This is a genomic window from Ellagibacter sp. (assembly GCF_048412355.1).
In the GTDB taxonomy this organism is placed as follows: Bacteria; Actinomycetota; Coriobacteriia; order Coriobacteriales; family Eggerthellaceae; genus Ellagibacter.
In genome coordinates, this window is the sequence record NZ_DBFSAP010000036.1 from 120,200 (window position 1) to 144,310 (window position 24,111).

Genomic DNA, 24,111 nt, shown 5'->3' on the forward strand with positions numbered 1-24,111 from the left:
AGTTCGCCCAAGATAACAAGCAAAAAGGATTGTAAACTGCGTGTAACAAAGAATGACAAGAATTCACAAAAAGTTAACTATGGCTTTCCGCAAAGTCGATAAGCTCTTGGCGGTTGTGGACCCCGCATTTCGCATAGATGCGGCGCAGATGCGTGTCGACCGTGCTTTTCGAGATGCAAAGCTCACTCGCGATGCGCTCGCCGGTGCGGCCTTTGAGGGCAAGGGGCAAGACCTCAGCCTCGCGGGGGGAAAGACCTGCTTGCTTGCTGATCTTGCGGCACGTGGCATCGAAGCGGTCGATGGTGATGGCGACTTGGGAGAGCGCCGAGAAGTCGCGCTCGGTGAACAGATAAAGATAAGCGATCAGGGCGCACAATCCGGCAAGGGCGCACATGAGATGAGAGGCCGCGCTTCCGAAAAACGCGACGTCGAAGAAGTTACCGACGACAAGCCCCATGAACTCGCCGAGAAAAAGCGCGGCAAAGCCCCGACCGAACGTGACTGCGGCGTCTCCCCCGTCGATTTTGCCCATGACGAGGAAGAGCGAAACCAAAACGACGATGAGCGAGAGAAAGCCCGACATGGCGACGGCCTCACCGGGCACGCCGATGTCGCCGAGGACCTCGACGAAAAGGAAGCCGCCCATGAGCAAAAGCACCGAGAGCCGATAGGTGCCGCCAAGCGGGCCTGCGTCGCTGCCCTGGACGAAGGCGACGCCGCGCGAGATAACGGCGAGCATTCCGCCTTCTGGGCGGGGCGCGTCCTTCAAGGCGGGCTTGGCCCCCTCGCCTCCGAAGAGCTGCAGAGCGGCAAGGCAGAACAGGATGAAGAGCACAAGCGTGACGGGAAGCGTCGGCGTCGCGTCCATTCCGGGGTCGGATCCGTACGTCTGCATGATGCCCGTGGCCAGGCCGAAGAGCAGCGTTCCCAGAAGAAGGCGCCTCGTGAAGCGGTTCTTCTTCGGCGCGTCAGGCTTAATGGCCGCATCTTTGGGTTTGGACGGAGAGGTGCCGATTCTCTGCATCGCGAGCAGAAACGCGAGGGACGAAAGTGGCAAGACGCCGATAAGGAGCTCAGCTTCGGGGGGAAGGGCCTTTGAGCCTAAGAGGAAGCAGACAGCAGCGCCGAGCGCAGACCCGATAAGGGCGCAGGGCACGGACTGCTCGATTTCAAAACCTCCGAGCACACGGCCCCAGGCGGCGAATACGATGCCGCACGGAGCGCCCACAAGCAGGCCTTCGAGGGCAAGAAGCGTTCCATCGTGGGTGCCGAGCAGCTGCTCGGCGAGCGAGCCCGCCACCATGAGCAGCGAGCTGACGATAACGACGGGGGCAGAAGTCAGGCACGCGCGAGCCGAATTCGGCGCGAAGGCGCAAGCGGCGAGCGTGCAGACCATGAACAGCAGCGGGAACAGAAGCTCTCCGCGCTCCAGTTCGAGATTCCCAAGGAAGAAAGAGCAGTTAGACCCCATGTAGAGAAGCGAGATTACGCAGGCCTGGAAGGACGCGAAACCTAAAATGGCGAAACGAGCGCGCGTCGCGTCGCTTAAACCTTGGATCACGCCAACTTCCCTTCGGTCGAACGGCCATCTTTTCGGACTCTATTGTAAAGCACGGAGCCTCGATAATACCCCGCCGTGAAACGAGAAAGGGCGCATAGCGGAAGTCCATGCGCCCAAGGGAAGGTTAGGTTCGTTGTGTGGTTCGCTATTCGGCAGCAGTGACCTTTTTCACCACACGCTTCTTCGTGGTCTTCGGTGCCTCCTGCTCTTCGGAGTCCGCCTCGGATTCCACGAGGTTCTCGGCGACCTCTGCCTCGTCGCTCGCCTCTTCGGCCTTCTTGCCCGACCCGAGGCCCTCGCGCAGGCCCTTCACCGACTTACCGATCGCGCTGCCAAGCTTCGGGAGGTTCTTCGGCCCGAAGATCAGCAGGACGACGACGAGGATGATAAGAAGTTCCGGGGTTCCCATACCGAGAATTTTCATTGCGATGCTCCTTTTGCATTGCCTTGCCAACGTGTTGACTCGACTATGCGATGAGAGGGGGATCTTGACCATCACGTAAACCCATGATTTTGACGCATGACAAGAAAATCCTCTTGTCATGTATTTGCATGACAAGAGGATTTGCCCAGCTCAGATAAGTAAGTGCAATAATATCGTCAGAGATGCGCACGAACCCATTCAATGTTCGACGTGATAGCGGCAATCAATTCATCGACATCGTCGAAGGCACGCATCGGACGCAGCCACGCGATGAACTCGAGCTCAATCTCTTGACCATAGATATCTCCGTCGAAGTCGAGAAGATGCGCCTCGCAATTTGCGGTCGCCCGATCGGCGAACGTCGCCGCAACACCCATGTTGACCGCAGCCTTATAGCGCTTTCCGTCGACGATGGCGTACGCCGCATAGACACCGTCGCCGATGGAGCGAAGGTTATCGGGGATGCGGAGATTGGCGGTGCGGATACCCATCTGCGCCCCCTCGCCGCGACCGAACACGACCGTGCCGCACACCTTCCAAGGCCGACCGAGGAGCCTTGCAGCTTCTTCAGCGGCGCCCTCGGAAAGAAGCTGCCTGATGCGCGTCGCGCTTACCGGAGCGCCTTCGAGGCAGAGAAGCTCATGCGCAGAAACGTCGCACGCATGGCGCGAGCCCCACGCAGCGAGCGTCTCCTCAGTGCCCTTCGCGCGAGCCCCGAAGCGGAACCCGCAGCCGACGTGGATGCTCGCAGGCGCATGCTCCCCGAAGGTCCACGCAAGGAACTCCTCGGGCGGCAAGGACGCGAACTCGCGCGTGAATGGCAAAACTGCGACGAAGTCGACGCCCGACGCGGCTAGCGCTTGAATGCGACCCTCGTTGGTCATGAGCTTTTTCAGCTCGTTTGGGCGAAACATCTCGTCGGGGTCAATGTCGAAAGTGAGTGCGAACGAGACGCTCCCCCGCTTCGCGGCATCCTCAATTGCGCATGAGAGAAGCGCTTGGTGTCCTTTATGGACACCATCGAACACACCGAATGCGCAGCACGCACCGTCGAATCGATTTCGATCGAACGACGCGTCAACGTTAAATATCTCCGCCACGTCTCACTCCTGTCTGGAAGATGCAACATGCATTGTAGCGCTGCCGTTGCTCCTCGTAAGCATATATGCCCACAAGCTTGTTGTCGACGATTACCGCAATCCGCTCGCCGTCTTCGGGTGCCGTGCAGCTTTGGCGCACGCCGGCCGTGCAGGCGCACAGCTCGCTCGCGGCACTTGCATGGCGGCGCTCGCAAAGCTCAACCGTCGATGCGGGCAGCTGATTACCATTCGCCACCAAACGCGCACCCGCCTCATCGAGAAAGGCGAAGCGAAATCCGAGCAGTTTCACTGGGTCGAGCGAAGCATCGACGCCTATGCGCTCAAGCACGTCGAGGCTCACGCAGTCATCGAGCGTCAGAAGGCCCGCGCTCGTCCGTCGGAGCGCGGCCACATGGGCGGGGCAACCTATCGAGACGCCAATATCGCGAGCGAGCGCGCGGATATAGGTACCCTTCGAGACATGGAAATCGACATCCCAAAATACAGGCACGTCCCCGTCACCAGGAATGATCGCAGCAAGCTTCGCCGAGTACACTTCTATATCGCGAGGCATCAACTCGATTATTCTGCCCTTTCGCGCGGCATCACAGGCCTTTACGCCGCCAACCTTGACAGCGGAGTACGCCGGGGGAAGCTGTTTTTGGGGTCCGACGAAGCGCGCAAGCGTCTCTAGCGCGAACGGCTCCTCGAAAGCACCGCTCGGCACCGAGCCGAACTTAACGGGCTCGCCGTCGACATCGTCGGTGTCGGTGCCGACCCCGAAGGCAATTCGAACACGATAGTGCTTGTCATGCCCGACCATGTAATTGTCAAGCCTCGTCGCCGGCCCCACGCAAACGCAGAGCACCCCCGACGCTAAAGGATCGAGCGTCCCTGTATGACCGACACGACGCTCTCCGAAGATACGGCGAACCCGATTAACCACGTCGTGCGAGCTCATACCCGAGGGTTTGTCCACCCCCACGATGAGCGAAAGGCCCGATTGTCCCCTCTTAGCAGCCACGAATATCCCTTCAATACAACAAGAAAGCGGGGTGATCCCGCTTTCCCACTTTTCACTTCATACCTCGAAAGCCCCTGATCGAAAGCACCCCGCAAGGAAGCACGTATCTAAACAAGGACTCAGCTCGATTAGTTCCCAAACTTCTCTCGAAGCGCACGCTCGACACAGGGCGGCACGAACTCTTTGATGTCGCCGCCCATGGAGGCGATTTCCCGCACCACCGACGAAGAGAGGTACATATGCTGCGGGGTCGACATGATGAAGAGCGTTTCCAGGTTGCGGTCGAGCTGGTAGTTTATCGCCGTCATCTGGAACTCGTACTCGAAGTCCGTGATTGCTCGCAAACCCTTGACGACCGCCGTTGCTCCGACCTCATGCGCGAAGTCGACGAGCAAACCGTCGAAGGGCACGACGCGAACATTGTCGAGTTCGCGGGTTGCCTCCTCCGCAAGCGCGACGCGTTCCTCAAGGGTGAACAGCGGTTTTTTCTTCACCGACTCGGCAACGGCAACAATGACTTCGTCGACAAGCTGCGACGCGCGGGTGATGACATCGAGATGCCCCACTGTAATCGGGTCGAACGTGCCCGGCGTCAATGCGCATTTCACCATAAAGCCTCATCCTCACTGTGTAACGACTTTACTTGAGAGCCAGCTCGACAGCCTTCTCGACTCTGACAAGGGCGCCCTCGATAGGACCCTCGATGGAAAAACCTGCTGCAGCCTTGTGACCGCCGCCGCCGAAACTGGCAGCGATGGCCGCAACGTCGGTGTCGTCCTTCGCGCGGAAGCTCCCGCGAATCGAGTCACCCTGCTCGCGCAGCATGCAAGCAACGCGTACGCCCGCGATGGAGCGAAGCGTGTCGATGAGCGCCTCGGCATCTGCCTTCACCGCATGGTATTTCTCGAAGTCGCGACGCGTGACGTAGCTTATCGCACCTTGCCCGCCGCAGAAGAGCTTCATATGCTTGATGGCGCAAGCCTCAAGGAGCACCGACGCCTCGCTGCGGTTCTGATAGACCTCGCGCGAAACGAAGGAGGCATCGACGCCGGCGGTGATCATCTCGGAAGCCGATGCGAATGCGCGCGAGTCGGCGTTTTGGTACTGGAAGCGCCCCGTATCGGTAACGAGACCGGTGTAGGCGCACAGTGCGATGTCACCCGAGTTGTCGACGCGCAAGCACTTCGAGAGCTCCCAGATGAGCATCGATGTTGCCGCCATCGATGGATTGCAATAGGTAAGGGTGCTCATAGTCTCGGGATACGCGTGATGATCGATAGTGATCGAATATTCCGCCTCGTCGAGCAGGCGCGATGCATCACCGATCCGCTCGCGGTTCGGGACATCGACGGCCACGAACGTCCCGACCTCCCCCATGAAGTCGCGTGCGTAGACCATATCGGCAAGCCCCGGAAGGAAGGAGAGATGAACATCGGGCTTCTCGGGTTTCGCCAAAACGCACGTCACCCGCTTTCCGAGGCGCTTCAAGATTCCCGCCAAGGCGAGCTGCGAGCCCAAACAATCGCCGTCAGGACTCACATGCCCGCAGATCACATAATCATCGCGCGATTTCAAAACCGCGGAAATCTCCGTAAGCGAAACATTCGTTTGCGGGGTGACCGGCATGCTACTCGCCCTCTTCTTCCTCTTTCACGATGACCGGCGGACGCTGCGACTCGCGCGCCAGGGCGCCGGCGATGCGCTCCGCCGTGTCGACGCTTCGATCGAGCATGAAGCGCAGCTCGGGGGCAACGCGCCAGGAGAGGCGACGCGCCATGAGCGAGCGAATGCGCCCGCTCGCGCGCGTGAACGCCTCGCCCACCTTGTCGTAGCGCTGCTTGTCCGTCGAGTAGTACACGTTGCACACGCTGCGGTCGAAGGACACCTCGCAGCCGGTGATCGTGACCATCAACAGCTCGGGGTCGGATATATCGAACAGGAGGATGCTCGCGATGACCTCGCGCGCCTGCTCGTTGACTTTGCGGCTGGAAGATCCTTGCTTCATGCCGACCTCCTATTCCGTGCGCTCGACCTCTTTGACGATGTAGCCCTCGATGGTGTCGCCCACCTTGAGGTCCTGGTATCCGCTGATGCCGATGCCGCACTCGTAGCCCTGCTTGACCGACTTGACGTCGTCCTTGAAGCGACGCAAGCTGGCGATTTCGCCCTCGAAGATGACGGTACCGTCGCGCACGATGCGGACCTTGTCGTCGCGATGGAGCTCGCCGTCGGTGATATAGCAGCCCGCAATCGTGCCAACCTTGGGCACCTTGAAGGTCTCGCGGATCTCGGCGACGCCGGTGTCCTCCTCGACGATGTCGGGCGAGAGCAGGCCGACGCGTGCGGCGTTAATGTCCTCGATCGCCTGGTAGATGACGCGATACAGGCGGATGTCGACCTTTTCCTTCTCAGCCTGCTGTTTCGACTTGCCGGTCGGGCGAACGTTGAAGCCGATGATGATGGCATCGGAGGCAGCTGCGAGCGTGACGTCGGTCTCGGTGATGCCGCCAACGGCGGAGTGCACGATGTTGATGCGCACCTCGGACTGATCCATCTTCTCGAAGGCGTCGCGCAGAGCCTCGATCGAGCCCTGGACGTCGGCCTTCACGATGAGGTTCAGGTCGGTCTGCTTGCCCTCTTCGATGCGGCTGAACAGGTCGTCGAGGCTCATGTGGGACTTCGTCTTCTGCTCGGCGAGACGTGCACGCAGCGCGCGTTCCTCGGCAAGCTTGCGGGCATCGCGCTCGTCTTCGAACACGCGGAACTCGTCGCCTGCGGTGGGAACGCTGTTCAGGCCGAGGATCTCGACCGGGTCTGCGGGGCCTGCGGAATCAACATGCTTGCCGCGCGGGTCGATGAGCGCACGGACGCGGCCGTAGGACGTGCCCGCGACGACGGTGTCGCCGGTGTGCAGCGTGCCGCGGTGGATGAGCACCGTCGCAACCGGGCCACGGCCCTTGTCAAGATTCGCCTCGATGACGTAGCCGGATGCCTCGGCATCGGGGTTCGCCTTGAGCTCGAGCACGTCGGCCTGGAGAAGGATGGTCTCAAGCAGGTCGTCGATGTGGAGCTTCTTCTTCGCGGAAACCTCGACGAACATGTTCTTGCCGCCCCACTCTTCGGGGATGACGCCATGCTCGACGAGCTCCTGACGAACACGGTCGGGATTCGCGCCGGGCTTGTCGATCTTGTTCACCGCGACGACGATGGGCACATCGGCAGCCTTGGCATGGTTGATTGCCTCAATTGTCTGCGGCATAACGCCGTCATCAGCGGCGACGACGAGCACGATAACGTCGGTCACCTGAGCACCGCGGGCACGCATGGCGGTAAACGCTTCGTGGCCGGGCGTGTCGATGAAGGTGATCTGGCGACCGTCGATGTTCACGATGGATGCACCGATGTGCTGGGTGATGCCACCCGCTTCACCTGCGGCAACGCCGGTATGGCGAATCGCGTCGAGCAGCGAGGTCTTGCCGTGGTCGACGTGACCCATGACGGTAACGACAGGCGGACGCGGCTTCAAGTCCTCCTCGGAGTCATGGTAGACGACGGCGTACTCCTCCTCGGGAGAAACCACGCGGACCTTGCGGCCCATGTCGTCGGCGATGAGCTCGATGAGGTCATCGGACATGGATTGAGTGAGCGTCAGCACCTGGCCGAGCATGAACAGGCGCTTGATGACGTCGTTGGGCTGCACGCCGAGCAGCTCGGCGAACTTGGCGACGTTGGCACCCTGGGGAATCTCCACGACGGAGTCGTCGAGCACGAGCGTGGGATCGAGACCCTTCTGGATGGCCTCCATCTCCATGCGCTCGCGAGCCTCTGCCTGGCGCTTCTCCTTGCGCTTCTTGCGGCGACCCTCGCCCTCATGCGAGTTCGCAGCGGCCACAGCGGCGCGCGCCTCGGCAAGCACCTTATCGCGCTGGAGCTTCTCCGCCTGTACGGCCATCTGGGCATAACGATCCTCGCCCTGGGTCTGGTTCTCGAGCTCGGGAACGACCTGCACGACGTTGCCGCGCTTGCCCTTCTTGCCGCCACGCTCGCCCTTCTTGCCGCCGCGCTCGGAGCGCTCGGGCTTGGGCTTGTTGGCCTGCTCGGCCTTCTGCGCCTCGATGCGCTGCTTCTCGGACTCGATCTGGGAAAGCAGCGAGCTGAAGTTGGAAGATTTCTTGGGCGTGAGCACGGGGGCCGGACCCTTGTGCTGCGTCGCCGGCTTGGAAGACTTCTTCCCGCGGGAGCGAAGCGCTTCCTCGACCGCCTGCTTCTTAGCGACCTCTGCCGCCATCTTTGCAGCACGGGCCTTGGCGCGGGCCTCGGCCTTCTCGCGCGCAACGCGCTCCTTCTCAGACTCAATCTGGCTTGCAAGGCCCTCGAAGCCGCTGCTCACGGGAGCCTTCTTAGGCGTACGCTTCGGCTGCTCGGAACGAACCTCGCCCTTGGGGGCACCGCCCTCGCGGCGAGCGCGCTCGGCTTCGCGAAGCGCACGCTCTTTCTCGACGGCAGCACGGCGGTTGGCCTCTTCCTCGGCCTTCTTGCGCTCTTCTTGCGCCTTCTCCTCGGCAAGCTGCTTCGCTTCCTCGGCATCGATCTTGCCAGCGCGCTGCTTGATTTCAGGAGACAGGTTCTTCCGAATCTTATCGACGTAGGCATCGGCAAGCATGCTCGCATGGCTTTTCGCCGGTATCTTCATCTCGTGCAACCGGTCGAGCAATTCCTTGCTCGTCATATCGAATTCTTTCGCCAATTCATGTACTCGCATGCTGGCCATGTACCACTCCTCTTATTCTCTTCCGACGCAACGGCTCGTGTCGCGAGACATCTCGCCGGCGATGCGCTCTAAATCCTGCTCACCGAGCTTCGTGCGAAGCGCTCGGTCAAGTTTACCCGCCTTGCGTGCAGCGGCAAAGCACTCCGCGGAGCATACATAGGCACCGCGTCCGGGAGCTCGACCCGAAGGATCGAAGGACACGACGCCCAAAGGCGAGCGAACGATGCGCAGAAGCGCGCGCTTCGTGTCGGTCGCACCGCAGGCAACGCAGGTACGCTGCTTTTTCTTTGCCGGTGTCGTCTGGTCCATTGTACGCTCCCGCAATCCCCGCGCGCTTAGAGCGCGTCTTCCATTTCGGCGTGGATACCGCAGAAACGGCTGTTGGGTCGTGCATGGTTGCGGCAGCGGTTGCCCTCTTCGTCCACAAAGGCACACAAGCCCTCTTCATCGTCTTCGATCTCGTCTTCGTCGATGAGGATGTTCTCATTGCGAAGCGGCGCTCCAGCGAAGCTCGCGCTCTTGATGTCGATGTGCCATCCGGTCAGGCGCGCCGCGAGGCGGGCGTTCTGGCCCTCCTTGCCGATGGCGAGCGAAAGCTGATCGTCGGGGACGACGACGGTCGCGTAGTTGTTCTCCTCGTCGATGATGACCTTCGTCACCTTCGCAGGCGAAAGCGCGTTGGCGACATAGACCGCCGGGTCCTCGTTCCACTGGATGACGTCGACGCGCTCGTTGCGCAGCTCCTCGACGACCATGCGCACACGGCTGCCCTTCGGGCCGACGCAGGCGCCGACCGGGTCGAGGTTGCGCTCGCGGGAGGCGACGGCGACCTTGGAGCGGGCGCCGGGCTCACGCGCGATCGACTTGATCTCGACCACGCCGTCATAGATTTCCGGGACCTCGATTTCGAAGAGGCGACGGATGAGGTCGGGGTGCGTGCGGGACACGATGATGGACGGGCGCGCCTGGTCGCCACGGGCCTTGGGAAGATCGCTCGCAGGGTCGCGCACGTCGATGATCAGCACCTTCAGGCGCTGGTTATGACGATAGTGCTCGTTGTTCGGACGCTCGTTGCGCTCGTTGGGGAAGCGCTTCAGGTCGTAGTGCGGAAGCTCGGCCTCGACGCCGTCGCGAATCTTGATGATGGTGAAGTCGGGGGTTCCCTGAAGCACGGTGCCCGTCACGAGATCGCCCACGCGGCGCGAGAACTCCTGGTAGATAGACTGACGACCCGCTTCGCGAACAATCGTGGAAATGACGCTCTTGGCGTTTTGCGCCGCGATACGGCTCACGTCGTCGGGAGTCACGTCGCGCTCGGTGAACTCGGCGTACTCGCCGGTCTCGGGATCGGGCTCGCCAACGGGAACAAGCTCGTAGACATAAATCTTGCCCGTCTGACGGTCGATGGTGACGCGCGCGTCCCATTCAAGGTCGAGAATATGCTGATAGCTTTTAGCGAGCGATGCCTCCAAGCGCTCGATCAGGTAGAACTCGTCAATCTTGCGTTCATGAGCGAGAGCCTGAAGCGCTTCGATCAGTTCAGAGTTAGCCACGTCCAGTCGCTTCCTTTCTTAGCTGAAGTCAACGGCGCCCACCACGTGAGCGCGCTTGATGAGCGAATAACCGATAGCGATGCGCGAGCCGTCGACCTCGACGATCACGTCATCGCCTTCCAAACCTTCGAGCGTGCCCGTAAACGAGCTGCGTCCATCGATAGGAGACGACGTCTTCACCACGACCTGCTCGCCGGCGAAACGGGCGAAGTGCTCCTTCGTGCGAAGGGGCCTGTCGATTCCGGGAGAGGAAACCTCGAGCATGTAGGCTCCCGGGAACGGGTCGATCTCGTCCATGATGCGGTTGATCCACACCTGAGCGCTTGCGAGCTCATCGAAGCTCACGCCCTCCTCGGTGTCGATGAAGACGCGGATCGTCGGAGCCTTCTTCGACCCCATGATCTCAAGCGTCACGATTTCGACTCCGCTGGCAGCGGCCGTCGGCTCGAGCGCATCGAGCAGTTTCTGTTCTTTGGCGGTGAGCATGTCGCCTCCTTCCTTCAACGCTTTCGTTGCACGCTTCGTTGCCCAGCGGCGTTTTTCGCCCTAACATACAAAGAAAGCGGGCAAGGCCCACTTTCTCAAAGAAGCGAAAGTATGATGCGCGCCGCTGCGCACAGTAGTTGTTTTATACCACAGAAACGGCGCCTCTGGCTAGCGTCATCCCCCGCATCGCGCAAGTTCGCCACAATCTGGGCGGCAAACGGTGCCGAGCGCTTAAGCCTCGCGACCCCACATGCGCACCTCGGGTTCGAGGGCGACCCCCGACGACTCATGCACGCGCCGCTGTACCTCGGCGATGAGCGCCTGCACGTCGGCCGACGTCGCGTCACCCGCGTTCACGACAAAGCCGGTGTGCTTGGTAGAAACCTGGGCGCCGCCGATCGCAAGCCCCTTAAGTCCCGCCTGATCGATAAGCGCCGCAGCGAAATGGCCCTCCGGGCGCTTGAAAGTGCTTCCCGCAGAAGGCATGTCGATCGGCTGCTTCGCCTCGCGCTTGGCGGTAAGCTCGTCCATGCGCGCCCTGATGTCGACGGGATCAGCCGGCGCAAGCTCGAGCGTCGCTGCGACCACGACGTAGCGCGCGGCATCGAACATGCTGTGGCGGTACGACCACTCGGCCTCCTCGCGGGACACCTCGACGATGCGCCCCTCGGGAGTCACGCACGTGACGCACGCACACACCTGCGAAAACTCGCCGTCGTAGGCGCCTGCGTTCATGATGGCCGCGCCCCCGACGGTGCCGGGGATGCCGCAGGCGAACTCGTAGCCCGAAAGCCCTGCGGTGCATGCCGCCTCGGCGACCGCGGCGTTTGTGGCACCCGCACCCGCAACGATGCGCGTGCCGTCCACACGAATCGCTGAGAGGTTGTCGCGAACCTCGATCACCACGCCCTCGACCCCTTCATCAGCAACGAGCAGGTCGCTTCCACAGCCGATGACGCGCCAGGGCACGCTCGCCTGCTCGCAGGCGCGCACAACCTGGGACACTTCCTCAACGCTGCGCGGAGACACAAACGCGTCGGCGGGTCCGCCGATCTTGAAGGTGGTGTGCGGCGCAAGAGGCTCTAAGGGGCGCACATTCTCCTCGCCAACGATTGCGGCAAGCGAGCCGAGCAGCGATTTGTCCATTCGCGCGTCCTTTCCGTTGTGACCGATGCGGCGCCGGTGCGCCCGCTAAAAGGGCGGCGTCCGACAAGAACGCCGCCCAACACTAGAGTAAATGATAAGAAACCGAAAGGCTACTTCTGCTGGTGCTCCCGCTTGTCGTTGAGCAGGCGGTTCAAGGCGTTCACGTACGCGCGGGCGGACGACACGACGATGTCGTTGTCGGCACCGCGGCCCGTGTACACTTCCCCATCAGGTGCGGTAACGCGGATGGTCACCTCGCCGAGCGCGTCGATACCGCGGGTCACGGACTGCACCGAGAACTCGGTCAGGTCGTTTTCAACCTGCACGATCTTGTTGACGGCCTTATACATCGCGTCAATCGGGCCAGTGCCGAAATCGCATGCGGTGACGACCTGGTCGGCCTGGTTGCGCAGCGTGACGGTCGCCGTCGGGATCATGTCGGTGCCGCACGAGATCTGCACGCCCTCGAGCTGGAAGATGGCGCTCACCTGACGGTCGCGCTCGTGAATGAGGCTCTCAAGGTCCTCGTCATAGACTTCCTTCTTCTTGTCGGCAAGGTTCAAGAAGTCCTCGTAGACCTTGTCGAGCGCGTCGCCCTCGAACTCGTAGCCGAGCTCCTCAAGGCGATGCTTAAGTGCCGCATGTCCGCTGCGTGCGGTAAGGACGATCTGGCTCTGGCCCGCTCCGACGTCTGCCGGGTCGATAATCTCGTAGGTATCGCGCTTCTTAAGCACGCCGTCTTGGTGGATACCCGAGGAATGCGCGAACGCGTTGGCGCCGACGATTGCCTTGTTCGCCTGCACATTCATGCCCGTGATCGAAGAGACAAGACGGCTTGCCTTGGCGAACTCCCGCGTGTTGATGTCGGTGTGGGCGTTGAGCTCCTCACCGTGCATGCGGATGCCCATGACGACTTCCTCGAGCGCCGTGTTGCCCGCACGCTCACCGAGGCCGTTGATCGTGCACTCGATCTGGGTCGCGCCGTTCTTCACGCCCTCAAGCGCAAGCGCGGTCGCCATGCCGAGGTCGTTGTGACAGTGGACCGACACGGTGACGTTCTCGATGCCGCGCACGTTCTCCATAAGATACGCAATGCGGCGACCGAACTCGGCGGGAAGCGAGTATCCCGTGGTGTCGGGGATGTTGACGACGGTCGCGCCCGCATCGACGACGCGTTGGATGACCTTCACGAGGAAATCGTAGTCGGAGCGGCCGGCGTCCTCGGCATAGAACTGCACGTCGTTCATGTATTTCTTGGCATAGCGCACGCAGTGCTCGGCGCGCTCGAGGCATTGGTCCTCGGTGATGCGCAGCTTGTCGTGCAGATGGCTCGGGCTCACGCCGATGCCGGTGTGGATGCGCGGGCGCTTGGCATACTTGAGCGCCTCGGCCGCACGGTCGATGTCCTTCTCGACGGCGCGCGTGAGGCCGACAACCGTCGCATCGTCGCCTGCAAGCTCGGCGATGCGGCGGACGCTCTCGAAATCACCGGGGCTTGAGATGGGGAAACCTGCCTCGATGACGTCGACCTTCATACGTAGTAGCTGACGCGCGACCACCAGTTTTTCTTCCGTGTTCATGGAGGCGCCGGGAGACTGCTCGCCGTCGCGCAATGTGGTGTCAAAGATGTCGATCTTGCGCGTCATTTCGTTGTTCCTTTCTAAAACGCTTGCGGCCTTATACCGCGGCGAACATTCTAGCGCAGGCGCTGCGCATCAAAGAAAAGAAGGGTCGCTGCCCTCGAGTTTCACCCGAAATCGGCAACGACCCTCCACATTTTCCCCGAAGTTGTGGCGCGCTATTCCCCTAATCGAACAGGCTCCTCATGTCCGTATCCTTCATGGGAGCACCTGCCGAGGGAAGGCTTTGGGCGCGGAACTTCTCAAGCGACGCTTCCCCACCCAAAAATTCCTCCGCCTTGCCGACCATGGCAACCGTGCGGCTCCCCTTGACGGTGAGCGCTTGGACGCCCTGCGTGCTGTTGGTGGTCTTCGTCCGCAGAAGCGAGGTGTTGAAGTTGACGAGGCGATGGTCGCTCGACACGAGCGCGAGGTCGCGGTCCTCTTTGAGCACCTGGGCGTAGAGCAACTTGGATCCGCCGTAAATCGCGTTCTTCAAGCGCTTGCGGTTCGTCTTGGTGGCGTACCCGGACAGCGCGACGCGCGCGACACGGCCGTTCTCGAAGACGAACAGCGCGTCTGCCTTGTAGTCTTCGGGGTCGATAACCCAGGTCACAACCTCGCCGTCGTCCATCTCCAGATCGGTGGGCAGATACGACCCCAACTGCGCGGACTTGGTGTCCTCGAACGCGGCGACCTTGCACTTGTAGACCTGGCAGTGGTTGGTGAACACGAGTAGGTCGTGGGTATTGGAGGAGTCGAACTCGATGAAGGGCTCGTCGCCGTCCTTGTACTTCAGCGTTGCGGCCTTGCGCAGCACGCGGTCGGTCATCTTCTTCAGATAGCCGTCGCGAGAGAGCATCATGGTGACGGGATATTCCTCAACCTCGGGCTCGAGGTTCACTTCGACGATCTCGGAGGGCTCGACGAGGCCGGTCTTGCGCGGCATGACGTACTTCTTGTTCACCGCGGCCAGCTCGTCGTGGATGACATCTTTGATCTTTTCCTCGCTGGCGAGGATATCGTTGAGCTCGGCGATGTCGCCCTCGAGCTTCACGATGTCCCGCGTGCGGTTCATGATGTATTCCTCGTTGATGTTGCGCAGCTTGATTTCGGCCACAAACTCGGCCTGGACCTGGTCGATTCCGAAGCCCTTCATAAGGTTGGGCACGACGTCGGCTTCGAGCTTCGTACCGCGGATGATCGCGATGGCCTTGTCGATGTCGAGCAGGATCGCCTCAAGACCGTGCAGCAGATGCAGGCGGTCGGTCTTTTTAGCCAGATCGAAGTTCATGCGGCGGCGAGTCGACTCGACGCGCCACGCGACCCACTCGCGCAGGATTTCGCGCACGCCCATGACGCGCGGGTAGCCGTCGACAAGCACATTGAAGTTGCATGCGAACGAATCCTGCAGCGTGGTGGAGCGGAACAGCTTTGCCATAAGCTGCTCAGGGTCGACTCCCCTTTTCAGGTCGATCGCAATGCGCAGGCCGGAAAGGTCGGTCTCGTCGCGGATGTCGGCAATCTCGCGCACCTTGCCCTCTTTGGAAAGCTTCACGATGCGCTCGATGATGACGTCGGTCTTGGTCGTGTACGGAATTTCGTACACCTCGATGATGCGCTCGTCGGGCAGGTAGCGCCAGCGCGAGCGAATCTGGAAGCTGCCGGTGCCCGTGTTGACGATGCGCTCCATCTCCTCGCGGCGGTAGATGATCTCGCCACCGGTGGAGAAGTCGGGCGCGGGCATGTATTCCAGCAGGTCGCAGTCGGGGTCGCGAAGGAAATGCATCGTTGCGGTGCACACCTCGTTCAGGTTGAACCCGCAAATATCGGACGCCATCGCGACGCCGATGCCCTTGTTCGCCGACACAAGGATGTTGGGGAACGTGGTGGGCAGAAGGCGCGGCTCCTTCATGGCGCCGTCGTAGCTGTCGACGAAGTCCACCGGGTCCTTGTCGATATCCTTGAAGATCTCGGCGCAGATCGGCGAGAGCTTGGCTTCGGTATAACGCGAGGCCGCATAGCTCAAGTCGCCGGAATAGTACTTGCCGAAGTTGCCCTTTGACTCGACGAACGGGGCGAGCAGCGCCTCGTTGCCTGTGGCGAGGCGGACCATGGTCTCATAGATGGCGGCGTCACCGTGCGGGTTGAGCTTCATCGTCTGGCCGACGATGTTCGCGCTCTTCTGGCGCGCGCCGTTCAAAAGGCCCATCTTGTACATGGTGTAGAGCAGCTTGCGGTGCGAGGGCTTGAAGCCGTCGATTTCCGGGAATGCGCGCGACACGTTGGTGCTCATGGCGTAGGGCATGTAGTTCTGCTCGAGCGTCTGCGTGATGGGCTGCTCTGTAACCTCGGAGTGCAGGCCTATCACGTTGGGATTGTCCACATGCTTTTTCTTCGGTGCGGTTTTGGTCTTCTTCTTTGCCACGGTCTCCCCTTGGTGCGTGTATCGGGCTCCTCTATCGAACCGCAAGGCGGTTCGAGTGGTTTTCAAACGGCGTTACTGCAGGTCGAGCTGGTCAAGATATTCCTTGCCATGCTCGGCAATGTGCCTTTTTCGGCCTTCGTCATCGTTTCCGAGTAGAAGGTTGAACATGCTCTCCATGATGGTGACGTCCTCAGGCTCCACCTTGATCAAGCGCCGCGTTTCGGGGTTCATGGTGGTGAGCCACATCATGTCGGGGTCGTTCTCGCCAAGACCTTTTGAGCGGTTGATCGAGCACTTCTGGTCGCCGATTTCCTTCAGAATGTTGTTCTTCTCGAGCTCGGTGTAGGCGAAGTAGGTCTTCTCCTTGCAGTTGATCTCGTAGAGCGGCGATTCAGCGATGTAGACGTAGCCCTCGTCGATAAGCGTCGGCACGAGCCGGTAGAGCATCGTGAGGATGAGCGTGCGAATGTGGTAGCCGTCGACGTCGGCGTCCGTGCAGATAATGACCTTGCTCCAGTTGAGGTTTTCCAAATCGAAGGTGCCGAGGTTCTTCATGCGCTTGTCTTTAACCTCGACGCCGCAGCCCAAGACGCGCAGCAAGTCCATGATGATGTCGGACTTGAAGATGCGCGGGTAGTCTTCCTTGAGGCAGTTGAGGATCTTGCCTCGAACAGGCATAACACCCTGGAACTCGGCATCGCGAGACGTGCGGATGGCACCTGCCGCCGAGTCGCCCTCCACGATGTAGATCTCGCGGCGGCCCTTGTCCTTCGAGCGGCAGTCGATGAACTTCTGCACGCGGTTGGCCATGTCGGTCTTCTGCTGCAGGTTGGTCTTGATGCTCTGGCGGGTTTTCTCCGCGTTCTCGCGCGAGCGCTTGTTGATGAGCACCTGGTCGACGATTTTGCCCGCATCGTCTTTGTTCTCGATGAGATAGGTCGTGAGGCGCTCCTTGAAAAAAGCCGTCATAGCCTGCTGGATAAAGCGGTTGTTGATGGCCTTCTTCGTCTGGTTCTCATAGGACGTCTGCGTCGAGAAGCAGTTCGTCACGAGCACGAGGCAGTCCTGCACGTCCTGCCATTTGATAGCGGACTCGTTTTTGGTGTACTTGTCCTGCGACTTGATATAGGCATCAAGTGCGCTGGTCAAAGCGCTGCGGGCGGCCTTTTCAGGCGAACCGCCGTTTTCGAGCCACGACGAGTTGTGGTAGTACTCCTGCATCTGGAAGGTACGGGAGAAGCACAGGCACGCGGTGATCTTGACGTTGTAGTCGGGCAGGTCGTCGCGATCGCGGCCCCGGCGATCGGCCTGGATGAAGAAGGGCTCGGTCAGATACTCGGAACCTACCTTTTCGAGAACGTAGTCCTCGATGCCCTTGGGATAGCAGAAGTCTTCCTCCGTGAAACCCTTAGGTCCCTCAAGGCGCAAACGGAAGGTGACATTGGCGTTGACGACCGCCTGGCGGCGCATGGTCTCGCGATACCACTCGGCAGGGATGTCGATAGACGTGAAAACCTCAAGGTCGGGACGCCATTTGATGGTGGTACCCGTCCGTTTCTCGGCAGAAGGCTCAACCTCGAGCGCCTTCTTCTTGGCGCCGACGACCTTGCCCTTCTTGAAATGCAGGGAGTACTTGTTGCCGTCGCGCCATACGGTGACGTCCATGTATTCAGAGGCGTACTGCGTGGCGCACGAGCCCAAGCCGTTGGTGCCGAGCGAGAAGTCGTAGTCGCCGCCCTGATTGTTGTTGTACTTGCCGCCTGCATACAGCTCGCAGAAGACGAGTTCCCAGTTGAAGCGCTTTTCCGTGGGGTTCCAGTCAAGCGGGCAGCCGCGGCCGTGGTCCTCGACCTGGATCGAGCCGTCGGCAAACGCGGTCAGAGTGATGAGATCGCCATAGCCCTGGCGGGCCTCGTCGACCGAGTTGGACAGGATCTCGAAGGCGGCATGAGCGCAGCCGTCAAGGCCATCGGAGCCGAAGATGACCGCAGGACGAAGGCGGACGCGCTCCTCGTCTTTCAGCTGGCGAATGCTGTCGTTGCCGTAATCGGCCGTGGTGTTTGCCATTCTCGCTCTTTCGATGATAGTGTTTCCTCTGGTGCAGCTTCCAAGCCCCTCGGGGCAAAGCTGCCTTCCCGCTCGATGCGCGGCGCAAAGGGCGCGACGTTGCTGGCGGGTCCTGTGGGCCAGACTCTGCTGGCGCGATGCACAATGACCGACTTTACCACATGCCGCGCCCGCAACGCGACGACGACACAGCAAATTCATCGGACATACGTTCGTGTATAGCGGTTTGGTCGCACAGGTTCGAGGCATCGAGCTTGCTCGCCCCAGCGTGGGTCAATAGCCGCCATCGCAGACGCGTTATCCCAGATAGGCGCCCTGCACAACAGGAGCGCCCGACCCTTTGGCGATATCGCCTCGGAATCGGGCGCCCATAGAAGCGCGCTTAGACGCAGGAAGCGAACGCTTACAGGCTGAACGACCACACGTTCTTGAAGTCAAGCGTGCTCGAGAGCTTCTCGAGCAGCTGGTCGTTCACGTTGCCCTCGACGTTCATGTACACGAGCGCCGTCTTCTCGGAGGGCTTCGTGCCGATCTGCATCGTCGTGATGTTCACACCCTCGTTGCCGAGCAACGTGCCGATCGCGCCGATGCGGCCGGGGGCGTCGACGTACTCGAACACGAGCGATTGCTTGGCGGGCGCGATGTCGATCTTGTAGTCGAGCAACGACATGATGCGCGGGCGCTGCATCGAGCCGAAGAGCGTCGCACCGACTTCGACCCCATCGGCGACGACCTTCACGGCCGACGCGTACTCGTCGGCGTCGGCAATCGAGGCGGTGTCCACCTTGATGCCGTGGCGCACGGCGACCGACTCCACATTCACCGGCGTGACCGACCCCGCGCGGCGATATGCCAAGATGCCGTCGAGCGCGCCTGCGACCAGGATGGACGCATCCGCGTTCGCGATCGTTCCCGCCGCCTCGACGCGCAGCGTCTTGGGGATGCAGCCTAAGATCTGCGCCAGGATGCGGCCCATCATCTGGCAGGCGGGAACATAGGGGCCCACCGCGTCCATCATCTCGGGCGGAACGAGCGTCATGTTGAGCGCCGTGGGGACGATGGAGCCCTCAAGGCCGCTCGAGACGTACTCCGCGATCTGCACGCCGGCGCGCACCTGCGCCTCGTGAGTGGAAGCGCCCAGGTGAGGCGTCAAGAGCACGTTGTCGAACTCGTGCAGGGGGCTGCCCGTGCACGGCTCTTCCTCGAACATGTCGATACCTGCGGCGAAGATCTTGCCCGCAGCGACGAAATCGGAGAGGGACTTCACGTTGTAGATGCCGCCGCGCGCCGCGTTGATCAGCACGACGCCGTCCTTCATGGCCGCGAATTCTTCGGGACCGAACATGCCGATGGTCTCGGGCGTCTTCGGCAGATGCACGGTAATGAAGTCGGCGCGCGCGAGCACGTCTTCCACACGCTCGAAAAGCTCAACACCCAGCTGGTCGGCGCGCTCGGGGCTGCAATACGGGTCGTGCCCGATGATCTTCATGCCGAAGGCACGCGCACGCTCGGCCACAAGCCCGCCGATGCGGCCCAAGCCGAAGATGGCGAGCGTCTTCTCGTAGAGCTCCTTGCCCAAAAACTTCGAGCGCTCCCACTTGCCCTCGTGCATGCTCGCGTTCGCCTGAGGAAGCTGGCGCGCGCAGGCGAGCATGAGCGCCATGGTGTGCTCCGCTGCGCTCATGATGTTCGAGGTCGGGGCGTTGCACACGATGACGCCGCGCTCGGTCGCCGCGTCAAGGTCGATCGTGTCGACGCCCACGCCAGCACGGCCGATGATCTTCAGGTTCTCCGCGGCCTCGATGACCCGACGCGTCACCGGCGTCGCCGAGCGCACAACGATCGCATCGTAGGGGGCGATCTGCGCCGCGAGCTCGTCTTCAGTCAGGTCGAGCTTCACGTCGACGTCGTAGCCCTTATCGCGCAGGACGTCGATACCCTCCTTCGCGATCCGATCGGCTACGAGAACCTTCTTGTGCGTCATGGCGAATTCCCTTCTCAGACAAGGCCGCTTATCGCGCGCTCGATTCGCAAATTCGACCGCGAGGGAACGCTCCCCCGCGGCCGAATTCGTTTCCGTCAGCACAACTATACGGCTTTATGCGTTGTTTTTCTCGAACTCTTCCATGAACGCGACCAAAGCTTCGACGCCCTCACGCGGCATCGCGTTGTAGATGCTCGCGCGCATGCCACCCACGCTGCGATGGCCCTTCAGGCTCTCGAGCCCGCGCGCCTTCGCCTCGGCGATGAACTTCGCGTCCAGATCGGCATCGCCCGTGACGAAGGGAACGTTCATGAGCGAGCGGAACTCCTTTTGCGCCGTGCCGCTGAAGAGCTTCGACTGGTCGAGGTAGTCGTAGAGCAGCGCCGCCTTCTCCTGGTTGCGCTTCTGCATAGCTTCAAGTCCGCCCTGCTCTTTGAGCCATTTGAAGACAAGCCCGCAGACGTAGATGCCGTAGGCGGGCGGCGTGTTCGACAGGCTGCCGGCGTCGGCCTGCGTCTTGTAGCGCATGATGGTGGGCGTGAAAGGCAAAACGTCCTCGCGGATAAGGTCGTCGCGCACGATGGCGATGACCACGCCAGCGGGACCGACGTTTTTCTGCACACCGCCGTAGATGAGGCCGTACTTGAAGACGTCGACGGGTTCGGAGAGGAACATCGAGGAGACGTCGGAGACGAGCGGGATATCGCCCGTCTCGGGAAGGTGGGTGTAGCGCGTGCCGTAGACCGTCTCGTTCTGGCAGATGTAGACGTAGTCGGCGTCGGGCGAGAAAGCGGCGCTGTCGAAATCGGGAACGCACGTGAAGTTCTCGTCCTCGGAGGAAGCGACAAGGTTCGCGGTGCCGTAGAGCTTCGCCTCCTTGAAGGCCTTCTTCGACCAGTTGCCCGACACGATGTAGTCGGCAACCTTGTTGCGCATAAGGTTCATAGGAATTGCCGCGAACTGCTGGGTGGCGCCGCCCTGCAAAAAGAGGACGCGGTAGTTGTCGGGGATGGACATGAGATCGCGGATGTCCTGCTCGGCGGTCTCGATGATTCCCTTGAACGTCGCAGAGCGATGGGACATCTCCATGACCGACATGCCAGACCCGTTGTAATCGAGCATCTCCGCCGCCGCGGTCTTCAAGACCTCCTCGGGAAGCATTGCGGGACCTGCAGAAAAGTTGAACACCCTACCCATAAGCGCACTCCTTTACTCGCGAGAGTCAGATATATACTTTATTCTACTAAAGCGCTCAAGCGAAGGGCCCGAAACGCCCGCTCATTCGGCCGCGCGGGCGCGCATCGTCGGCAGAAGGGTTTACGCGCCTTGGTGGGACACCTTGGCCCGAAGATGCACGCCGCATCCCTTTTCAGGGCCGTGTGGCGCAAAAGTGAATGTGAATTCCTTGTATAATTTCACGTTAAGGAAACCCAGCACGCCACGCCTTAGACGCGCCGACATTCGGCGGGAAGGCGCCACGAAAGGGGGACGCATGGAAAACGCGATCACAAGAAGGGACGCACTCAAGCTCGGAGCCGCCGCGACGACGGTCATTGCGTCGGGAGGCACGCTGGCCATGCTCGCAGGTTGCGAGGCGAAAAGCACGGCGGACTCCCCCCACCATGCCGCGCCCACCCCAAGCGAAACGAGCTTTCGCGTGGAAGACGGGAAGTGGTTTTCCGACCAGACGGAGGAAACCAAGCAGGGAATCGCGTTCACCGGCTCGAAACTCGGCATCGTCCCGAGCGGCGATGGCGAAACGCTCGCCATCGCCTACTGCGACGCCGACGGTGTGAAGCGGGTCATGCAGATCGGGCCCGCGAACGTGCCCGTGCGCGTGCACGGCGACATCGAGATGCTCGCCGCAGACGACATCGCGTCCCGCTACGTGGTTTTAGTCGACGAAGACGCGACGATCGACGCGCTTTTCTTGGGCGGAATCGACCGCGCGGAAGTCTCGGGCAGCATAGCATCGCTTATCGTCGCGGGAAAGGCCGATGCCGAGCTTCACCCCGAATCATCGGTGCAGTCGGTGATCATGGGTGATAGCCGCGCGGACGCGCGCGTGAACGCAGGCGCACTCGTGAGCGAGGTGTACGCGCCCTACGCAGAGCAGGTCGAGTTCGAATCCGTCCCCTGCGCCGTTCACACCGTCGACGCCGATTACGCGTCGCAGGCGAACAAGGCCTTCGTGCGGGTGTTGACAGGCCAGGGAACCGAAGACGAACGCACCTTCGTTTTGGGCCTGTGCGCAGACCTTGAGCTTCCCGCCGCCGTTGTCGAGGCGGCGGATGCTGCGAAGACGAGCACCGCCGCCTTCCCTGTTTCATTAGGTCCCGAAAAGGCATATGCGGACGAAGCCGGCGCGGCAATCGCGGATTCCGCCAAGGGCAGCCAGGCGGACACCGCCACCGACAGCGATGCCGATGCCACCTTCTCCGACAAGCCCGAGCTCACAAGCGACGACCCCGAATGGAACCGCCTTGAGGACTTCCAGCCCGACCCCGACGCTCCCATCGACGAGAACTGCATCGAGCTTCCCACCGACGAGGAGCTAGCGGCCGCAAACCAAGGCGCCGAAAACGACATCCCCTTCGTCCAGGGCGACATCGATACCATCTTGAAAGGCGTTGCCAACCTCACGCTCAACAAGACCGTCACCTACGCCACGAACACACTCCTATCTGCGATTTTCGGCTCGAACAACGGCGTCGAGCGCGCCCTTGGCGAGATCAGTGCGCGCCTCGACAACATCGAGCGGGAAATCCAAGCCGTGTACACGGCGATTCAGGAAGCTGAGCTCTGCTCGATAATCAACGAACTGATCAAAACGTATTTCCGCAATACGACCGATTTGGTGGATTTCATCGAGAAGTTCAACCGCGATTACATGAAGGATTTCCAGGAGGGAACCGACGACTACATCGCCGCGCGCAAACGGGTCGCCATGTACCTTGCGACGGCAAGCTCCGCCGATAACCCCAAGCTTACCGTCGACGGGAAGACCGTCGACGCCTACGCCATCGATTACTGCAGCGCGCTTTTGGCGGAGCAGGTCGGTGTCGCACTGAACCCGCTCGAGGCATACTTCAAGTTATCCCTGCTCAAAAGCCCTTGGGAGCAAAATACCATTGCGGGTCGAGTGGGCTTTCAGGATGAGGTTGTCAACAAGTTCGGGCTTTTGTGCGGATACGCAGCCTTCGCGCTGAGGGGATACATGGACTATCTTGCCGATGATGTCACGCTATCCGACGAGCAGAGAAAAGTTGAGCTCAGTCAATGTATCGCAAGTTGGGAACAGCTCTTCGGAACCGACTCAGCGAACGAGATCGCCAACGATTACGAGGTGACAAACGAGTTCAGCCGCATTCGCGCAACAAGGGACAACGCAAGCAACAGCGAGGAAGGCTACGCCGCGCGCGCGTCCCGCCTAATCGAGAGTTACAAGGTGGTTCCGCATGCGGATAAGTGGCGTCACTTCATGGTGCCCGGCAAGGAAGTCACGCTCATGACGCAAGCGGCCGTCCTCAAGGTGAACAAGAGCACGGGCGCAAACCAGCCGCAGCTCACCGTGAGCAGCGATGCCCATCTTGTGGCGGATATCGACAGTTTCCGAAAGATCTACGACTACTACGGCGGGAAAAAGACACTGCACCAGATACTCTTCGCGCAGGACGAGGCCAGCATCGCGCTCCCCGACGCTGGTAAGAAGGAAGACTACAGCTTCTCAGTCTCCGGCGTCGAGCCTAAGGCCGACCGCTACATCAAGTCGAAGGGCGCCATCGAGCACAGTCAGTACTACACGCCAGTTGTCTCGGGAAAGATGAAGCTCAGCCAGAGGAACTACTACAACTACGACAACAACCGCGGATCCAAGACCGAGAAATACTTCGACATCACGCTGCTCGGCGTCTACGAAAAACTATCCTTCGAGGATTAAATCGCTTTTACCCAAGCGCAAGCGGGGCC

The 24,111-nt window shown here is 61.0% G+C and carries 18 protein-coding genes; 1 reads left to right on the forward strand and 17 read right to left on the reverse strand.

Features of this window, described 5'->3' with window-relative positions; translation table 11 throughout:
* Window positions 1-73: 73 nt before the first annotated feature.
* The 17 genes from ACMRQN_RS05030 to serC form a co-directional block, all read right to left on the reverse strand.
* The gene (locus tag ACMRQN_RS05030) at window positions 74-1,561 is read right to left on the reverse strand and encodes a helix-turn-helix transcriptional regulator (protein WP_418734067.1); all 1,488 of its coding nucleotides are present in this window, start codon (window positions 1,559-1,561) and stop codon (window positions 74-76) included.
* Window positions 1,562-1,706: 145 nt separating this feature from the next.
* Window positions 1,707-1,985, reverse strand: coding sequence for a twin-arginine translocase TatA/TatE family subunit (locus ACMRQN_RS05035; protein ID WP_418734068.1), 279 nt, complete (start codon window positions 1,983-1,985; stop codon window positions 1,707-1,709).
* 176 nt (window positions 1,986-2,161) lie between these two features.
* The gene (gene ribF / locus ACMRQN_RS05040; RefSeq protein ID WP_418734069.1) at window positions 2,162-3,085 is read right to left on the reverse strand and encodes a riboflavin biosynthesis protein RibF; all 924 of its coding nucleotides are present in this window, start codon (window positions 3,083-3,085) and stop codon (window positions 2,162-2,164) included.
* The gene (gene truB, locus ACMRQN_RS05045) at window positions 3,069-4,088 is read right to left on the reverse strand and encodes a tRNA pseudouridine(55) synthase TruB (protein WP_418734070.1); all 1,020 of its coding nucleotides are present in this window, start codon (window positions 4,086-4,088) and stop codon (window positions 3,069-3,071) included. The genes ribF and truB overlap by 17 nt, the downstream gene beginning before the upstream one ends.
* A gap of 128 nt (window positions 4,089-4,216) precedes the next feature.
* Window positions 4,217-4,696: a pantetheine-phosphate adenylyltransferase gene (coaD, locus tag ACMRQN_RS05050; protein ID WP_296059020.1), complete on the reverse strand. Its 480-nt coding sequence runs from the start codon at window positions 4,694-4,696 to the stop codon at window positions 4,217-4,219.
* A 31-nt stretch (window positions 4,697-4,727) separates the two neighbouring features.
* A complete protein-coding gene (locus ACMRQN_RS05055) occupies window positions 4,728-5,714 on the reverse strand; it encodes a DHH family phosphoesterase (protein WP_418734071.1) in 987 nt (328 codons plus the stop codon).
* A gap of 1 nt (window position 5,715) precedes the next feature.
* Complete coding sequence (gene rbfA / locus ACMRQN_RS05060; protein WP_418734072.1) at window positions 5,716-6,093, reverse strand: 30S ribosome-binding factor RbfA; 378 nt, start codon at window positions 6,091-6,093, stop codon at window positions 5,716-5,718.
* A gap of 9 nt (window positions 6,094-6,102) precedes the next feature.
* Window positions 6,103-8,859, reverse strand: a complete 2,757-nt coding sequence (gene infB, locus ACMRQN_RS05065; RefSeq protein WP_418734073.1) for a translation initiation factor IF-2 — start codon at window positions 8,857-8,859, stop codon at window positions 6,103-6,105.
* A 12-nt stretch (window positions 8,860-8,871) separates the two neighbouring features.
* Window positions 8,872-9,168 carry an RNase P modulator RnpM gene (gene rnpM / locus ACMRQN_RS05070; protein WP_158048469.1) on the reverse strand — a complete coding sequence of 99 codons (297 nt, stop codon included), beginning with the start codon at window positions 9,166-9,168 and terminating at the stop codon, window positions 8,872-8,874.
* A 26-nt stretch (window positions 9,169-9,194) separates the two neighbouring features.
* On the reverse strand, window positions 9,195-10,412 hold the full coding sequence (gene nusA / locus ACMRQN_RS05075) for a transcription termination factor NusA (protein ID WP_296058971.1): 1,218 nt from the start codon (window positions 10,410-10,412) through the stop codon (window positions 9,195-9,197).
* Window positions 10,413-10,430: 18 nt separating this feature from the next.
* A complete protein-coding gene (gene rimP, locus ACMRQN_RS05080) occupies window positions 10,431-10,898 on the reverse strand; it encodes a ribosome maturation factor RimP (protein ID WP_296058973.1) in 468 nt (155 codons plus the stop codon).
* Window positions 10,899-11,129: 231 nt separating this feature from the next.
* Window positions 11,130-12,044, reverse strand: coding sequence for a UDP-N-acetylmuramate dehydrogenase (murB, locus tag ACMRQN_RS05085; RefSeq protein ID WP_418734074.1), 915 nt, complete (start codon window positions 12,042-12,044; stop codon window positions 11,130-11,132).
* A gap of 110 nt (window positions 12,045-12,154) precedes the next feature.
* Complete coding sequence (locus tag ACMRQN_RS05090) at window positions 12,155-13,690, reverse strand: 2-isopropylmalate synthase (RefSeq protein WP_418734075.1); 1,536 nt, start codon at window positions 13,688-13,690, stop codon at window positions 12,155-12,157.
* A 160-nt stretch (window positions 13,691-13,850) separates the two neighbouring features.
* On the reverse strand, window positions 13,851-16,091 hold the full coding sequence (locus ACMRQN_RS05095) for a DNA gyrase subunit A (protein WP_418734076.1): 2,241 nt from the start codon (window positions 16,089-16,091) through the stop codon (window positions 13,851-13,853).
* A 72-nt stretch (window positions 16,092-16,163) separates the two neighbouring features.
* Window positions 16,164-18,158: a DNA gyrase/topoisomerase IV subunit B gene (locus tag ACMRQN_RS05100; RefSeq protein ID WP_418734077.1), complete on the reverse strand. Its 1,995-nt coding sequence runs from the start codon at window positions 18,156-18,158 to the stop codon at window positions 16,164-16,166.
* A gap of 403 nt (window positions 18,159-18,561) precedes the next feature.
* Window positions 18,562-20,142, reverse strand: a complete 1,581-nt coding sequence (serA, locus tag ACMRQN_RS05105) for a phosphoglycerate dehydrogenase (RefSeq protein WP_330033591.1) — start codon at window positions 20,140-20,142, stop codon at window positions 18,562-18,564.
* 114 nt (window positions 20,143-20,256) lie between these two features.
* A complete protein-coding gene (gene serC / locus ACMRQN_RS05110) occupies window positions 20,257-21,339 on the reverse strand; it encodes a 3-phosphoserine/phosphohydroxythreonine transaminase (protein ID WP_418734078.1) in 1,083 nt (360 codons plus the stop codon).
* A gap of 295 nt (window positions 21,340-21,634) precedes the next feature.
* Between serC and ACMRQN_RS05115 the strand changes: the two genes are divergently transcribed.
* The gene (locus ACMRQN_RS05115; protein WP_418734079.1) at window positions 21,635-24,082 is read left to right on the forward strand and encodes a hypothetical protein; all 2,448 of its coding nucleotides are present in this window, start codon (window positions 21,635-21,637) and stop codon (window positions 24,080-24,082) included.
* Window positions 24,083-24,111 lie beyond the last annotated feature (29 nt).

What these genes read in the sequence shown, in the direction of transcription:
- ACMRQN_RS05035 (WP_418734068.1), bottom strand. Translation starts at nt 1,985, where the DNA reads ATGAAAATTCTCGGTATGGGAACCCCGGAACTTCTTATCATCCTCGTC.
- ACMRQN_RS05055 (WP_418734071.1), bottom strand. Translation starts at nt 5,714, where the DNA reads ATGCCGGTCACCCCGCAAACGAATGTTTCGCTTACGGAGATTTCCGCG.
- rbfA (WP_418734072.1), bottom strand. Translation starts at nt 6,093, where the DNA reads ATGAAGCAAGGATCTTCCAGCCGCAAAGTCAACGAGCAGGCGCGCGAG.
- infB (WP_418734073.1), bottom strand. Translation starts at nt 8,859, where the DNA reads ATGGCCAGCATGCGAGTACATGAATTGGCGAAAGAATTCGATATGACG.
- rnpM (WP_158048469.1), bottom strand. Translation starts at nt 9,168, where the DNA reads ATGGACCAGACGACACCGGCAAAGAAAAAGCAGCGTACCTGCGTTGCC.
- rimP (WP_296058973.1), bottom strand. Translation starts at nt 10,898, where the DNA reads ATGCTCACCGCCAAAGAACAGAAACTGCTCGATGCGCTCGAGCCGACG.
- murB (WP_418734074.1), bottom strand. Translation starts at nt 12,044, where the DNA reads ATGGACAAATCGCTGCTCGGCTCGCTTGCCGCAATCGTTGGCGAGGAG.
- ACMRQN_RS05090 (WP_418734075.1), bottom strand. Translation starts at nt 13,690, where the DNA reads ATGACGCGCAAGATCGACATCTTTGACACCACATTGCGCGACGGCGAG.
- ACMRQN_RS05100 (WP_418734077.1), bottom strand. Translation starts at nt 18,158, where the DNA reads ATGGCAAACACCACGGCCGATTACGGCAACGACAGCATTCGCCAGCTG.
- serA (WP_330033591.1), bottom strand. Translation starts at nt 20,142, where the DNA reads ATGACGCACAAGAAGGTTCTCGTAGCCGATCGGATCGCGAAGGAGGGT.
- serC (WP_418734078.1), bottom strand. Translation starts at nt 21,339, where the DNA reads ATGGGTAGGGTGTTCAACTTTTCTGCAGGTCCCGCAATGCTTCCCGAG.
- ACMRQN_RS05115 (WP_418734079.1), top strand. Translation starts at nt 21,635, where the DNA reads ATGGAAAACGCGATCACAAGAAGGGACGCACTCAAGCTCGGAGCCGCC.